Genomic DNA, 14,304 nt, shown 5'->3' with positions numbered 1-14,304 from the left:
CTCACCCTACGCTGCTTCCTTGATTTTTAAAAGTTTTTTTGATAAGCCGTTTTCTTTAGATTGATAGATTTCAGATGTTAGACTGGTAAACTAGTAATTTGGTGATTAGTAATCCGTAAATAGTGAATAAATATTTGAGGTTTAGAATTTTACGTTTTTAGATTGTAGATTCATAAATATGAAATAAACCTGTCAACTAAGCATCCAATAATACAACTGCTTCAACTGAGCTCTGAAATAACGATTACTCAATTTAAACGAATGATAATTTGGCCATGTCAATCCGTTGCTGGCTTTGGGTCCAAAATGCACTTGAAAATTAGTGGGAGCGGCAATCGGTTCGAAACCCAAATCACGATAAATCTGCATGGCACGTGGCATATGCATGGCATCCGTAGCAATAATAACTTGAGCGTCTGCTCCGAATTTGGACTTAAAGGCTTTGGCTTCTTCTAGAGTAGTCGATGGTGTTTCTAACATACGAATTCGCTCGGCTGGAACGCCCAATTCTATCGCTGCTTTTCGCGCCACAGATGCTTGACTTTCCAAATTGTATTTGGAATATGCTGAAGTAACCAGAACTGGTTCTTTTAATTGCCAAAATACGCGAATGCCTTCATTTAAACGAGCCAAAGTACTATTCTCCAATTGCGTTAAGGCAGGTAAATCGGGGTCTAAATTATAACCTGCGCCTAAAACATGAATATAGTAAGTTTTATTGGGATTTAGCTTGGAGGGAGCCAAGACTGCATATTGTTTTTCAATGTGAGTTACAGCGAGCTTTGGCAAATAACTGGTTGTACAGATCAACAACGCAAGCAGACCTGAAATTAAAACAAAATTTCGGTATCGGTGTTTTTTAAAACGCAAAAAGAAATACAGTAACAACCAAAGAAAAAAAAGGTTGCCGAGTGTTGGTAAAGATTTTAAAAATTCGATCATCGACTTCTAATTGACAATTCAAAACTAGGTAAAAGATCTTTGAAAACAACAACTTTGTTTTTACAAAATTGAATTTCAAAAAATGATTGTATTAGTTTAAATCTTATACCAATTGAAACATTTTTTGTTTGAGAAATTTTAGTTGGCAATGCAGTGATTAAATTTTTAAATTGCACATTCATTTTAAATGACTTCAATCCTAATCTATGAAGAACAAAGATGCCAAAAAACAGTGGTTTGTACTTTACACTAAGCCACGTGGTGAAAAGAAATTGGCTGAACGACTGAATGCTTCAGGCATAGAAGCCTATTGCCCGACACGTACTGAAATTAGGGTTTGGAGCGACCGAAAGAAGAAAGTCGACATGCCAGTATTGCCATCTATGTTGTTGGTTTATATTGAAAATAAATCGCGACAATTAGCTTTAGAGTCTCCATTAGCTATTCGGTATTTGTTTATGAGTGGTCAGCCCGCCGTTGTGACTCAAGCAGAGGTCGAAACTCTTAAGTCAACATTAGGTGATAGTAAATTCGAGTCTTATGAATTGCACAAGCTCCGTCCTGGACAAACTTTGGACATGACGGAATATGGGTTTGAAAAGGTAGAAGGCACTGTTAAATATGTTAATCGTAAAGAATGTTGGGTGGTACTCCAGGGACTTGGGTATGTGGTGAAGTTTAGGCGGTGAGTTTTTAGATTGTTAGATATTAGATTTCAGATATTAGACGATAATTGGTTGACTGGTTAACTAGTGATTGGTAATTAGTAATTGGTTTAATGATTGAATGATTATAGCTTTTAGCATTTAGCTTCCAATTGAAAAGAAGGGGGATTTGGTGAAGGGGACTTGTTTACTAGTAGACTGGTCTAGAAGCTTTTGGCTTTTGGCGGTTAGCTGGAGATTTGGTGAATAGTAATTCGTGACTAGTGATTCGTAAATTTGACACTACAGGTTTGCTGAGTTTTATATTTCAACTTGAATCTTGGAACTTTTTAACTTGAAACTGGTTGACTGGTGAACTGGTTGACAGGTGATTTGAAGCTGATGGCGTTTGACTTTTAGCCGTTAGCTTTTTGCATTTAGCCTTTAGCCTATTGCTGAAGAGAGGGAGGTCTGGTGATTTTTAATTATGAATTTTTCTAGAATATCAGATTAAAGAACGAATACAGTCAGTTTAGCACAAATAATCAGTTCGATAAGTCGCTCATATCATAACAACACATCTTGTGCTTTTAAAACAAATGTTCGAATTATATATAAATCACATTGACCTGAAATCCCTTTCAACACTACTAATTTATTTTTGAATTATTTGGTTCCAGGCTTATTGAATTTATCAATTTAAATTAAATCTGGGTGTGATTTTTTAAGACTATTATAAATTTGTTTTACATCCTGAGTTTGGTTTTTGTCAACCAAAAGAACTGCATCCTCAGTTTCCACATAAATGTGTTCAGAGACATGTGGCAGCTCAACATGTTTATTTGAGTTTAAAATCAGGTTTTGAGAATTATCAAAACTACCTAGTTCGTGTAATTTAAAGTAATCATAAATTGCTGAAAATGACCCTAAATCTGACCAATAAAAATCGGCAGACACTACTTTGATATTTTTTGAACGTTCCATCACTGCGTAATCTACACTAAGTTCTGGAATCTGTTTACTTTCATGTTCTGGTAAAAAGTCCTTTTGCCTGGCTTCGTAAGCTATACGACTTTTTTCATAAATCTCTGGTTCAAATTGTTTCAATGCCTCTAAAAACACCTTAGCTTGAAAACAAAAGATACCAGAATTCCAAAGGAAGTTTCCAGCCTTGATGTATTTTTCTGCTAAGTCTTGATCTGGTTTTTCTTTAAAGCCCAACACCTCCAAGCCTTTATGTTCTATATAACCGTAGCCCGTTTCAGGTTGATCAGGTTTCACTCCAAAGGTTACAATCGCACCTCTTTCAGCTAGTTCAAAAGCTTGTATTATTGCTTTTTCATAAGTATCACCAGCATCTATGACATGGTCTGCCGGTGTTACCAACAACAAATCTTCAGGATCTGTAGCCAAAGCAGCAAACGCAATAGCTGCGGCTGTATTTTTAGGCACTGCTTCTATGATTTCATCATAATTGATGCGCAGATCTGTGGATGCCTGAGTTCTAGACTGCATGTAATTCTCCTTATTACCTACAATAATTCCAGCATCAACAAGACCAGCATTTCTTTCTATACAGAGTTGAAATAATGACTTGCCCTGAATTAATGGTAAATATTGTTTAGGACAAGATTTGCGTGATAAGGGCCACAAACGGCTACCCACGCCACCTGTTAATAAGATGTGTTGTTTCTTCATAGAATGTGCGCTGTCTTCCAAATTTAAAATTTAGGAACGTTGATGATTTTCTTCTAAACGAACAATATCATCCTCTCCAAAATAAGTTCCTAATTGTACTTCCACAAAAATAAGCTTTTCTTAACCAATATTCATAATTCTGTGCTTTGCTTTTAATGCGGTTAGTAAAACATCTCTTCTTTTTTAGCTAGTATCAACTTTATTAAAAATAATCTTCGACTCATTTTATGTAATTTTCCAGAGCTCTTGAGTCATTTATCTGTATCAATAGTACAGTCTTCCTCCTAGTTTTCACTTTATGCTATTCACATTATATTTGGGACAAATATCAATTTAAACATCAGATGTAGCTATATAGCACATTCTTTTCTCCGTATATTTCCTTGTTTACAATTTCAAGTGATTTGATATGAAAATGGTATTTATAGATTTGAACACAGATTTTTTCCTTTAAGAAAATAAAAAAACCACCCTGTATATACAAGGTGGTTAGTTTTACAGATTATTTTAAACTTAGTTTATCTCAATAATCTGTAAGGCATTGAAAGCACCGTTATTCAACGGGTACTGTTGGCCATTAAACTCTTGGAAAAAGGCTATTTTTAAGAAATAGTAAGAATCGCCTGAGCCTGATGGCTGTGTTGCAAAAGCAAGAGTTACACTTGAATTTGTGTCGTCTATTTCTAGATTTTCAACATTACTCAATTGTAAGTCGCCTTCACCGCTTGCGAAATCGAAATTCAACAATCCACCACTAATTTCAACATGGGTCGCTCCTTGTGGAACTCCCAAATTTAAGTTAGGTGTAAAATTTGGAATAAGGATCTCACTGTTCACGGAATCAAGATTGTACTGTGTCCTTAAGATTGCATCCAAAGTTGCTTTTCTATTGAAATCAAAGAACTTAAATGCTTCTTTTCCTCCTGGTTCATTGATTCCAATGCCTACCGTCCGTTGACCACGGGTTGAAGTTGCATCGAAATTTTTGACCTTAGTTAAGGCACTGGTTAATCTATAAATTTTAGACTTATCTGGAACATCTGCCAAAAGGTTGGCAATTGCTCTTCTAAAAGCTTTGCCACTTTTGGCGACATGTCCAAATTCTTGTCCGTTTTCACGGGTTCTTATAAAAGCCGGATCGTTTTCGATTCTACTTTTAGAAACTCCGCTTTTGGTCTTGACCAAGTATTCTCCATCTTGGTTCTTATAGAAGGTCATCCCATCCAGGGTTCCTTCAATCTTTAGCAATGATTTTAACTTTGCCATTTTGTTTTGGTTTTAAGCCTATTATTTCAAGGCATGTTGTACAAATTTTAATGTCAGTTCAGAACATTGAATTTAGATGCGCGCAAGCTTCAAATTGGGTGCACTTTCAAATTTCAATTTTAGGCTTTTTTAAATCTGCCTTCAATACACATTGACTGACAAGACAAATGTAGAGGCATAATTTTCAATGAATTTCGCTTTTATACAGCTTTGAGTGTATTGTGGAAAAATAATAGTATTGATCAGTATTGAGATTTTTTTACCTGTTTTTCGCTTTTTGTCGTTTTTTTCGCTTTTATACCTAGTTTGTTTTAATACTTAAGCCATACTTAAGCTATGCTTAAAGTACGCTTTAGCTTCACTTGAGGTCTGGGGGGGAGGGTGAGGTTTTAGATGTTAGATTTCAGGTTACAGGTTACAGGTTACAGGTTACAGGTTGTTTAGAGTAAAATTCAACTTGGAACTGGTTAACTATTGGCTGTTAGCTGTTAGCATTTGGCTTTCAGTCTACTGCTTAAAGCTTAGAGCTGAAGAGAGGGAGATTTGGTGAGGGGGAGATGTTAGATGTTAGATTTTGAATTTCAGGTTATAGGTTACAGGTTCTTTAGAGTAAACTTCAACTTGGAACTAGAGACTGGTGGTTTTGAATTTTTAATTGTGAATTTTAAATGTTTTTCTGTTTTCGGCTTTCTAGTTGATTTGAAGCTGTTGTTTTTGGCGGTTGGGTTTTGGCGGTTGGCATTTCAGATTTTTAATTTCTGGTTGCAGGTTTTAGCTTCTGAATTTTTGGTTGTCTTTTTGGTGACAGTTGAATTAACTGCTATTTGGCGTAATTTGATATTAGCTGCACTATTTTTCAGAAAATTAGACGAAAAAAAGTTCTGATTTTCCTGATTTTTTGTAAGATCAGCAAACACTCTAAGCCCTTATTATTAGTAGGTTTGTCTTATAAATATTTTTTTAAGATGAAAATTAGAGTGATTAAAAGTCATGATTTGCAAATTTTTAGAAATGTCTGTTTGAGAACTGCACAAAGTGATATGAAAAAGATCAAATTTTATTTTGATAAAGAAGATTATCATTTGGTCACTAATGTTGAGGCTGCTGAATATTTTGGGGTGAGTTTGGAGGATTTTGAGGCTATTATTCATAAACAATTTAAAAAATAATTATAGTGAACGATTGCATCTCTAAACGTCGAATTTATAGTACTGATATTCAGGCTGTATGTAAAGTTGCTTCTGCAACGGCGTACCGCTATATGATGAATATCAAGCGACATTTAGGCAAGCAACGTCATCAAATTGTTACGAATTATGAAGCGGCTGAGTTTTTAGGGTTGAGTGTTTCAGATTTTGAAGAAATGTCAAGGTAGTTTTTATGGGGGTTTGGCGGTTGGCTGGTGAGAGGGAGATATTAGATTTTAGATGTTAGATATTAGATTTTAGATTTTAGATTTCAGATTTTTAATTTCAAATTTCAGGTTATAGGTTACAGGTTTCAGATTTCAGATTTCAGATTTCAGGTTTCAGGTTTCAGGTTTCAGGTTTCAAATTTCAGGTTTCAAATTTTAGATTTCAGGTTGCTGGTTGCTGGTTGTTTAGAGTAAAATTCAACTTGGAACTTTTTAACTTGGAGCTGGTTGACTGGTGGTTTGAAGCTGTTGGCGGTTGGCGGTTGGCTAGAGATTTTGTGATTCGTAACTTGTAATTTGAGATTTCGAACTTCAAGTTTTTAAGTTTTTGTGAATCTCCTTCGTCGGTTTCGATTGATAAAGTACACCTCCTATTCTTTTTTTGCATCGCCCAAAAAAAGAATCAAAAAAAGTCTAGGCCGATTTTAAAATACTGGAAATCCTAAAAACAAGCCTGCCTCTTGCTATTCCAGCAACCGTAAACTACTGCTTCCATCGCCGGCCTGTCGCAGCCTTGTTTTTGCATTTCAGGCGTATTTTAAAAGTAAGCCAGTTTTCTTTAGATTGGTAGATGCTAGATTTTAGATTTCAGGTTTCAGGTTGTTTAATTTGATGTTTTCAACTTGGAACTTTTTAACTTGGAACTGGTTGACTAGTGGTTTGAAGCTGTTGGCTTTTGGCTGTTGGCTGTTGGCTGGATGACCTTCCCTAAATAGCGTTGACCGTTTTTTTAGAGGTCATAAAGTTTATCTATTAGTGATTTGACAGCATAAAAGTTTTGTTCTCTTTCTTCTGATTCCGATTTTTTAAGACTTGCACTTATTTCGAGATAATCTTTTTCTGGGTATTGGCTCCTATACCATTCTTTGAAAGCTGCTGGAGACACACCAATTTTATACAATGGATCTTTGGAAGATTCAAATTTACGAAATAGGTAGGTGTAGACAACATTTTTAAAATCTTGCTTCGCATAAATATCAAAAAGTTTAAAGCTTTTAAAACTTGGGAAAATATGCGCGGGATAATTTTGACTTATGCTTTCGTCCTCTTGGAGAAATTTTTTCTCCTCTTCATCTAATAAATTTTCAGCATAATCAAATACATATTTATAAGACATGGGGAGGTTGTATAAAGAAAAGCCTAGTTTTCTTTGCCGCTTTATGATTTCCATTTGTAACCAGCCTTTGAGTAAAAGCTTGTATTCCCTGAGGTCTTGTGGGTATGGCTCTAAAAGCAAAGGTCTTTTGTATTTAGCGAAATCAAATTTGCGTTCCAGTATTTCTTTGCAGGAATTTTCATCATGGAACCCTAACCATTCTTCTATTTGTAAGCTCTCCATGTGGTTAAGTAGTTCATTAATTTTTTCTTCTAATTCTCCGTAACTTATTGCTTTAGTTTCCAGCTTACTTACAGCATATTCTCTAAATCTTACCGGTTCGCTGAAATCATAGGTGTATTTAAGTGAACCGAAATTCAACAAAACTGACAATTGATCCCAAATATTTTTTTCTTTTTGAATAAAACTTTGGAGCTTTTGAACCTTAGGATTGTTTTTATATTTTTTGATTTGTAGTAATTCTTCTACTTGATATGACAAGCAAAAACTAGGCTTATGTTTCAGTTTACTTGATTTATAGTCAAACTTAAATTGTTTTATTGTCTTCAAAACGGAATGAGGTCTTGTATGTTTTAAGCTTTGTAAGAGTTCTTTATGATTGCAGGTGTAATTGATTAAACTTACTAAAACGAATAACCATGCATTGGACATGTCATCTTTGAGATATTGTACACGATGGTTTAGGTCGTAATTCTCAAAAGTCATTGGTGTTTCTTTGCTGATTAAATCTTTCATGGCATTAGTCTGCTTTTGTTTTATTTCCATAAAGTTGTTCTATCAGGGATTTGACAATTGCAAAGCTGACTTCTCTATCTACAGACCTGACTTTGCTTAAGCTCGAGTGGACGCTTACCAATTCGTTTTCGGGATAGGCGTCATGATACCAATCTAAAAAGGCCCTTGGTGAATGTTCTATTCTATAATTGTAGTTTTTTGAATTTTGAAATTTACGGTATAAGTAATTGATCAAAACTTGAGGGGCTTGGTGTTTAGCAAATTGGTCAAATAACTTGAAGCAGACTAAGCTTGGAAAAATATGTTTGGGGTAATTGTAATATTGGGTTACGTCTTGGTTGAAAAACTCAATTTCATTTGGTCTTAAAAGGCTTTCAGCGTAATTGACCAAGGCTTTGTACACCGGTGGAATTTTGGAAGGATCCCATTTTAGGATGCGTTTTCTTTTTTCAACCAGCATGAGTAGCCAATTTTTGTAGAGCCTTTTATATTTTGCAAATTCAGTTGGGTATTCGATAAAGATTGTTGGGGAAGCTAAATCCTTGTAGGGAAATAAGTAACGATTAGCCAGCATTTGAAAGTCTTCTTCTAAGGTTTCTTTTTCATAAATTAATGCGTTTTCATAATGTTCATCTACTCTATCTATAAAGTCACTGATTTTTCTGCTCACTTGCTTCAATTCAATAAAGCCTTCCCCTATTTGAGACTTGGCATATTTTTCAAAATCAGTATTGATAGTAGAAATCGAGTTTATGCTTCCCAAACTACCAATTTGATGAACTCTAGATTCACATTTTTCTAAGAACTTTATGTATTTGAGAACTAGTGGAAATTCTAGAGTGTTGTGGGCCTCTTTAATTTCATCTTTATAAAATTTATCCCACGTATAATATTTATTGTCTATAATATCCGACAAAAGTCCTCGATATTCGCTTGATGTAAAAGAATTGTACAATTTGGTTACAACTTCTCCTTTAGACAAATTTTTTAGATTGTCAAAATATAATAAGGTTTTCGTTTCCTCTGAAAACAGATTTTTATGATGGATCATTTTGTTGATGTAACCAATCATGTAAAATTTCCATGCGTTTCTGAGGTTTTTGTCTAGGTATTGGATGCGGCATCCTAGACTCATTTTACCAATGTATTTGGGTGTCATCTATCGGTTAGTTTTTAAAAGACCTTGCAATAGCTCGTGGTATTCCCCTTTACTTTAACTTCTTGTTTTTAGAGCTTTACATGGTTCCTCATATAAATATATTAATTGTTTTTTTAATTTAAAAGTTTTTTGGCGGTTGGATTTTTGGCTTAGAGCTGGTGAGAGGGAGATATCATAAAAGGGAGAGGGGGAGATGTTAGATTTCAGATTTTTAATTTCAAATTTCAAATTTCAGGTTTCAGGTTGCTGGTTGTTTAGCGTAAACTTTAACTTGGAACTGGTTAACTATTGGCTATTAGCTGTTAGCATTTGGCTTACTAGCCTACTGCCTATGGCTTACAGTCTACTGCTTAAAGCTTAGAGCTGAAGAGAGGGAGATTTGGTGAGGGGGAGATATTAGATTTCAGATTTCAGATTTTTAATTTTTAATTTCAAATTTCAGGTTGCAGGTTATTGAGTGTGAATTTCAACTTGAAACTTGAGACTGGTGGACTAGTAAACTGGTTGACTAGTGGTTTTGAGCGGTTGGCTTTTGCTGTTGGCTGGAGAGAGGGAGATTTGAAGAGAGATATTAGATATTAGATTTCAGATATTAGACTTATAAATTTTGAAATGAAAAATTTGAAATATCCTGTTGTCAGTTCGAGTGTTTATTACGACCAGCAAGGGCGTAATAAATGTACTTCGACTATGCTCAGTAGAGCTATCGAGAACTATTCATGATTTAGTTAGAATAACTTCTCGATACTATTTTCCTGCTGCTTGCCGCATCAGTAAAATCACTCGAAGTGACAAGACGATACTTAAATCTGAAATGAAAAGTATTAAATAGAAAATTTGAAATATTTAAGCCTATAACTTACTGCATAAAGCTTAAAGCTTAAGAGGGGAATGAGAGATTTGTGATTCGTAAATTTCAAATTGGAACTGGTTAACAATTGGCTTTGGAGCTGTTGGCGATTGGCTTTTGGCTTTTTGCATTTAGCAGCTTATAGCCTGTGGTGAGAGGGGATTTAGTGAAGGAGACTGGTTTACTGGTATACTGATAGACTGGTGTTTGAGGCTGTTGGCTTTTGGCGGATGCATTTGAATGGTGAGAGGGAAATGGGGTGATTCGTGATTCTTGTTTCATTTTGCCAACATTTTGACTGCACATAATCCCTAGTTTATCAAAAAAAATATAGATTATAAACTAAAAAATTCAATCATATAGAAGTTTATGGTAAGTTTTTGTTATGAAAAAACAACTGTTTTATTATTGTAAACCATCACCTTATGGTTTGCGTGAAGTTTAATTGCGTTTGATAAAACAATTTTCTCTAAATCGCGTCCTTTAGCAATTAAATCATCAATAGAATAGGTGTGAGTGACATGTGCAACATCCTGCGCTATTATTGGGCCTTCATCTAATTGCTCTGTAACATAATGACTTGTAGAGCCAATAATTTTAACCCCTCTCTTAAATGCCGAATGATAAGGTTTTGCACCAACAAAAGCAGGCAAGAAAGAATGATGAATATTGATAATCTTAGAAGGATATCTACTAATTACATTTTTAGAAATTATTTGCATATATCTGGCTAACACAATAAAGTCGATATTGTATTTATCTAATAACTCCAATTGCTTTTCCTCTGCTATGGCTTTTTTTTTGGTCACTGGGATATGATAAAATGGAATTTTAAAACTATCGGCAATAGGCTTCAAATCTGGATGGTTACTGACGATGAATGGTATTTCTAAATTGAGTTCACCAGAATTATACCTGCCTAAAATATCATATAAGCAATGGTCATATTTTGAGATAAATAGTGCCATTCTCATCTTATTTTCATTCGAATACATGTGCCAGTTCATCTCAAACTTTTTTGCGATGGTTTCTTTAAAATCAGACTTAAACTTTAACCGAGAAAAAAACAGATCACTAAATTCAATCACTATTCTCATAAAAAATATATCCTGCTCCCTATCTACGTGTTGGTCTAAATACACTATATTTCCTTTTTTATCAACTATATAGTTTGTAATAGAGGCAATGATATTGTATTGGTCTTTGCAATGTATTAGGAGCGTAATTTTATTCATGTGATTAATTTTTTTAAACTCACTTAACTATTTTTATTTAGCTAAATTGCACATATTTTATAAGCAATTATTTAATGTCTTCGAAACAATTTAAGCCTTCAAAATAGAGAGTCATATTTGAAATATAAAATAAAAACCTCATTGTTATAAAAACGAATGAGGTTGATGGTCATAATTAAAACTGAATTTTATGACATCAAATCTTTTTCATTCATCAGTTTTGGTTCGGCATCGACATCTCTGAGGAAAATAGTGCCTGGCTCAAACTCATACATTTTGTAATTCTTATCGAAACTTTCATCATTGTTTAGCAGTCGGATGATATCTTCAGTGAAATTAGCTCCACCTGCGGCAAAGGACATATTGAATGCTACCATTCTCACATTAATTTCTGTAATATAAGGTCTCCCGTTCTCATCTTCCTTAAAATCTGCTGTAAAAAAGCCGTGTTTTTCTGAACCTGTGTGTTCAAATAGCACATCCATAGCTTCAATTGCTTTATTTACCAAATCAGGTTCATTGAGCAACCGACCAAAAGAGGTGTTTCCTGTGATGCCCGAAGGCGCAACTTTTGCCATGATATAGTTGACCCGTTCTCCAGACGCAGAGCGGAGCAATTGCCCTTTATTATAAAGTAGTTTTACTGCCAAATTTCTTCCGGGCAGAAAAGTACTAGCTATAAATCTTTTAACTCCTGGGTTGATGTGTAACCAGTTTTTTAATGCATTGCGATTTTCAACTTTAAGCGATCCCAAACCGCTAGACCCTGCTGTCGCTCTTACCCAAAACGGATACGGCAGTGTTGCTTCTAGTTCTTCAAACTCTTTTAAATCTGAATCAAATACATAAGATTTTGGCACGAGTCCAGTATTTTTCAGGACTTCAGTCATTTTAGACTTATCCACCAATAAATCTGACATGCTATGGCTTGGCAACATGACTTTACATGGGGCTTCACCATCTGTCATACGTTTAGACCATGCCATTACTTCATGTTCTGGGTGTACCAAAGCCATGTCAATATCATGTGTTTTGATAATGCTCTCCATGCTTGACCAATAGTCTTGATGCCCTGCTGGAGGCACCAAATAAGTTTGATCGTACAAATCATTTTCATACAACCCATAGGCTACGGGATTAATATCTGTCCCTATTAATTTGACCTCATCAAATTGGCAATATCGTCTAATGGTTCTTGCTATACTGCGAGGTGTTGGTCCACCTACACCGTTGATTAATATGTTCATTATTTAATTTTTAATTATGTCTTGTGTTTACAACAAAACAAAAATATTTGATTTTGAAAGTTATATTTGTCACATGTATTTCGAATATGCTCGGTAAAGCTATCGAGAACTATTTGTAATATAGTTAGAATGACTTCTCGATACTATCTTACTGCTACTGAATGCATCAGTAAAATTACCCGCCTGAATGATTTAGTCGGGCGGGCTTGAAGTGATATATAGCTATTAGATTTAAGTTTTCTAAGTTTCTAAATAAAACTGATTTTTTCGAAAAAAAGCTTTTTGCTTTAAAAACACCTTATGTTCTTTTTTTTAGCTCACCCTCGTTTTTATTTTTTTAAGTGTTCGTGAATCTCCTTCGTCGATTTCCATTGCCGAAAAAAAAGTAACCAAAAAAAAGTCTAGGCGAACAAAAAAACTCTAAGAAAATCTACGGAACCCCCCGCCACAGATGAAAAATAACTCACTCGATTCCATCGAGCTCAAACAGATTTTCATCTTCTCACCCTGCGCTGCTTCCTTGATTTTTAAAAGTTTTTTTGATAAGCCGTTTTTCTTAAATTCTTAGTTTTCAGATGTTAGACTTATGAATCTGAAATAGAAATTTTGAAATGAGAAATATCCTACTGTCAGTTCGAGTGGCTTGACATAAAAACAAGGCATCTTTGATGCTGGTAGTTTTTAGTCAAGGTGTACTTCGGCTATGCTCAGTAGAGCTATCGAGAACTATTTTTGATTTGGTTAAAATGACTTCTCGATACTATTTTCCTGCTGCTGACCGCATCAGTAAAATCACTCGAAGTGACAAACCGATACTATTTCAATAGTTTCTAATTGAATCTCTTGAAATCACTCGAAGTGACAAACCGATATAATTTTACTGCTACTGAATATATCTGTAAAAACACCCGGCTGAATGACTTATTCGGGCGAACTTGAAGTGAAAGTGTGATATTTTCTAAACTTAATTTGTTCCATCAAAAGGTTGCATCGGTCTGGCTTCTGATTGGTTCACGCCTTCGCTTTTTACAACTTTCAATACTGTTAAGTATAATATTTTAATGTCTAAACCTATTGATATTCTATCGACATATTCCACATCCAATTCAAATTTTCTAGTCCAGCTGATGCTATTTCTTCCGTTCACTTGCGCCCAACCTGTAATGCCTGGCCTTACTTCATGTCTTCTCAATTGGGTTTTGGAAAACAGTGGAATATATTTAAATAACAAAGGTCTTGGTCCGACTAAACTCATATCTCCTTTCAAAACATTGATCAGTTGTGGCAATTCATCGATAGATAATTTACGAATTACTCTTCCTAATTTGGTCAAACGCTGATGATCAGGCAACAAATTACCGTCTTTATCTTTTTCATCGGTCATGGTTTTGAACTTGATGATTTGAAAGGCTTTTTGGTCTTTGCCTGGTCGTGTTTGAAAAAAGAATGGTGTCCCTTTGTTTTGAAGCATCAATAGAATTGCAACAATCAACAATACAGGACTCAATATCAATACACCTAAAAATGCTGCTGTAAAATCGATTAAAGGTTTGATTATGCTTTTGTACATTTTTAATTGAATTCTTGGGGTTTTGTTTTAGGATTTGGTTGATTGTATTAGTGGTTACTGGTTTACTTGTAGACTAGTAGATTGGTAGATTCGTGATTTGAAGCTGTGGGTTTTTGGCTATTAGCTTTTGGCTTCTCTGTTAGTTCGAGTGGTTTTGGTAATAGTGTATCCCGCAACTCTTTTTTCTTTTACTCAAGCCCTAAAGGGTGAGAAAAAAGGTATAGAAGCATGACAAAAGGTGTGCTTTGACTATGCTCAGTAGAGCTATCGAGAACTTTAAATGAATTATTCTAGTTTTTAGAACACTTTCTATTCTTTTTTGCATCGCCCAAAAAAAGAATCAAAAAAAGTCTAGGCGAACAAAAAAACTCTAAGAAAATCTACGGAATCCCCCGCCACAGATGAAAAATAACTCACTCGATTTCAT

The 14,304-nt window shown here is 34.7% G+C and carries 13 protein-coding genes; 4 read left to right on the top strand and 9 right to left on the bottom strand.

Annotated features, from left to right (window positions below; translation table 11 throughout):
* Positions 1–192: 192 nt before the first annotated feature.
* A complete protein-coding gene (locus EIG86_RS02110; RefSeq protein WP_157983106.1) occupies positions 193–789 on the bottom strand; it encodes a YdcF family protein in 597 nt (198 codons plus the stop codon).
* Between the two features lie 359 nt (positions 790–1,148).
* On the opposite strand from EIG86_RS02110, the gene EIG86_RS02105 reads away from it, so the two are divergent.
* Positions 1,149–1,631: a UpxY family transcription antiterminator gene (locus tag EIG86_RS02105; RefSeq protein ID WP_127844493.1), complete on the top strand. Its 483-nt coding sequence runs from the start codon at positions 1,149–1,151 to the stop codon at positions 1,629–1,631.
* 654 nt (positions 1,632–2,285) lie between these two features.
* Here EIG86_RS02105 and EIG86_RS02100 read toward each other — a convergent pair.
* From EIG86_RS02100 to EIG86_RS02090, 3 genes are all read right to left on the bottom strand, one after another.
* The gene (locus tag EIG86_RS02100) at positions 2,286–3,305 is read right to left on the bottom strand and encodes a mannose-1-phosphate guanylyltransferase (protein WP_317129902.1); all 1,020 of its coding nucleotides are present in this window, start codon (positions 3,303–3,305) and stop codon (positions 2,286–2,288) included.
* 9 nt (positions 3,306–3,314) lie between these two features.
* Positions 3,315–3,395 (bottom strand): hypothetical protein, encoded by an 81-nt coding sequence (locus tag EIG86_RS02095; protein ID WP_262707795.1) that lies wholly within the window; start codon positions 3,393–3,395, stop codon positions 3,315–3,317.
* Between the two features lie 402 nt (positions 3,396–3,797).
* Positions 3,798–4,550, bottom strand: a complete 753-nt coding sequence (locus tag EIG86_RS02090; protein WP_127844492.1) for a hypothetical protein — start codon at positions 4,548–4,550, stop codon at positions 3,798–3,800.
* A 1,040-nt stretch (positions 4,551–5,590) separates the two neighbouring features.
* Between EIG86_RS02090 and EIG86_RS14310 the strand changes: the two genes are divergently transcribed.
* Positions 5,591–5,719 carry a hypothetical protein gene (locus tag EIG86_RS14310; protein ID WP_262707794.1) on the top strand — a complete coding sequence of 43 codons (129 nt, stop codon included), beginning with the start codon at positions 5,591–5,593 and terminating at the stop codon, positions 5,717–5,719.
* A gap of 5 nt (positions 5,720–5,724) precedes the next feature.
* A complete protein-coding gene (locus EIG86_RS02085) occupies positions 5,725–5,925 on the top strand; it encodes a hypothetical protein (RefSeq protein ID WP_127844491.1) in 201 nt (66 codons plus the stop codon).
* Between the two features lie 769 nt (positions 5,926–6,694).
* On the opposite strand, the gene EIG86_RS02080 is transcribed toward EIG86_RS02085, so the two are convergent.
* The 4 genes from EIG86_RS02080 to EIG86_RS14200 all read right to left on the bottom strand — a co-directional run bounded on the left by EIG86_RS02080 (position 6,695) and on the right by EIG86_RS14200 (position 12,307).
* Positions 6,695–7,846 (bottom strand): hypothetical protein, encoded by a 1,152-nt coding sequence (locus tag EIG86_RS02080; RefSeq protein WP_127844490.1) that lies wholly within the window; start codon positions 7,844–7,846, stop codon positions 6,695–6,697.
* Complete coding sequence (locus tag EIG86_RS02075; RefSeq protein WP_127844489.1) at positions 7,821–8,975, bottom strand: hypothetical protein; 1,155 nt, start codon at positions 8,973–8,975, stop codon at positions 7,821–7,823. Before EIG86_RS02075 ends, EIG86_RS02080 begins: the two co-directional genes overlap by 26 nt.
* Positions 8,976–10,208: 1,233 nt before the next feature.
* Positions 10,209–11,060, bottom strand: a complete 852-nt coding sequence (gene purU, locus EIG86_RS02070; protein ID WP_127844488.1) for a formyltetrahydrofolate deformylase — start codon at positions 11,058–11,060, stop codon at positions 10,209–10,211.
* A 188-nt stretch (positions 11,061–11,248) separates the two neighbouring features.
* Complete coding sequence (locus tag EIG86_RS14200; RefSeq protein ID WP_205030448.1) at positions 11,249–12,307, bottom strand: ATP-grasp domain-containing protein; 1,059 nt, start codon at positions 12,305–12,307, stop codon at positions 11,249–11,251.
* A 668-nt stretch (positions 12,308–12,975) separates the two neighbouring features.
* Between EIG86_RS14200 and EIG86_RS14090 the strand changes: the two genes are divergently transcribed.
* On the top strand, positions 12,976–13,134 hold the full coding sequence (locus EIG86_RS14090; RefSeq protein ID WP_157983105.1) for a hypothetical protein: 159 nt from the start codon (positions 12,976–12,978) through the stop codon (positions 13,132–13,134).
* A gap of 137 nt (positions 13,135–13,271) precedes the next feature.
* Here the strand turns inward: EIG86_RS14090 and EIG86_RS02060 are convergent, their stop codons facing one another.
* Positions 13,272–13,877, bottom strand: a complete 606-nt coding sequence (locus EIG86_RS02060) for a sugar transferase (protein ID WP_127844487.1) — start codon at positions 13,875–13,877, stop codon at positions 13,272–13,274.
* Between the last annotated feature and the right edge of the window lie 427 nt (positions 13,878–14,304).

The sequence above is a fragment of the Psychroflexus aestuariivivens genome (genome assembly GCF_004010055.1).
Lineage (GTDB): Bacteria > Bacteroidota > Bacteroidia > Flavobacteriales > Flavobacteriaceae > Psychroflexus > Psychroflexus aestuariivivens.
The sequence above is the reverse complement of the archived record's forward strand: the minus strand, read 5'-3'. Positions and strand labels throughout refer to the sequence as shown.

Coding starts and splice junctions, on each gene's coding strand:
- EIG86_RS02105 (WP_127844493.1), top strand. CDS start 1,149: ATGAAGAACAAAGATGCCAAAAAACAGTGGTTTGTACTTTACACTAAG.
- EIG86_RS02090 (WP_127844492.1), bottom strand. CDS start 4,550: ATGGCAAAGTTAAAATCATTGCTAAAGATTGAAGGAACCCTGGATGGG.
- EIG86_RS14310 (WP_262707794.1), top strand. CDS start 5,591: ATGAAAAAGATCAAATTTTATTTTGATAAAGAAGATTATCATTTGGTC.
- EIG86_RS02080 (WP_127844490.1), bottom strand. CDS start 7,846: ATGGAAATAAAACAAAAGCAGACTAATGCCATGAAAGATTTAATCAGC.
- EIG86_RS02075 (WP_127844489.1), bottom strand. CDS start 8,975: ATGACACCCAAATACATTGGTAAAATGAGTCTAGGATGCCGCATCCAA.
- purU (WP_127844488.1), bottom strand. CDS start 11,060: ATGAATAAAATTACGCTCCTAATACATTGCAAAGACCAATACAATATC.
- EIG86_RS14200 (WP_205030448.1), bottom strand. CDS start 12,307: ATGAACATATTAATCAACGGTGTAGGTGGACCAACACCTCGCAGTATA.
- EIG86_RS14090 (WP_157983105.1), top strand. CDS start 12,976: ATGCTGGTAGTTTTTAGTCAAGGTGTACTTCGGCTATGCTCAGTAGAG.
- EIG86_RS02060 (WP_127844487.1), bottom strand. CDS start 13,877: ATGTACAAAAGCATAATCAAACCTTTAATCGATTTTACAGCAGCATTT.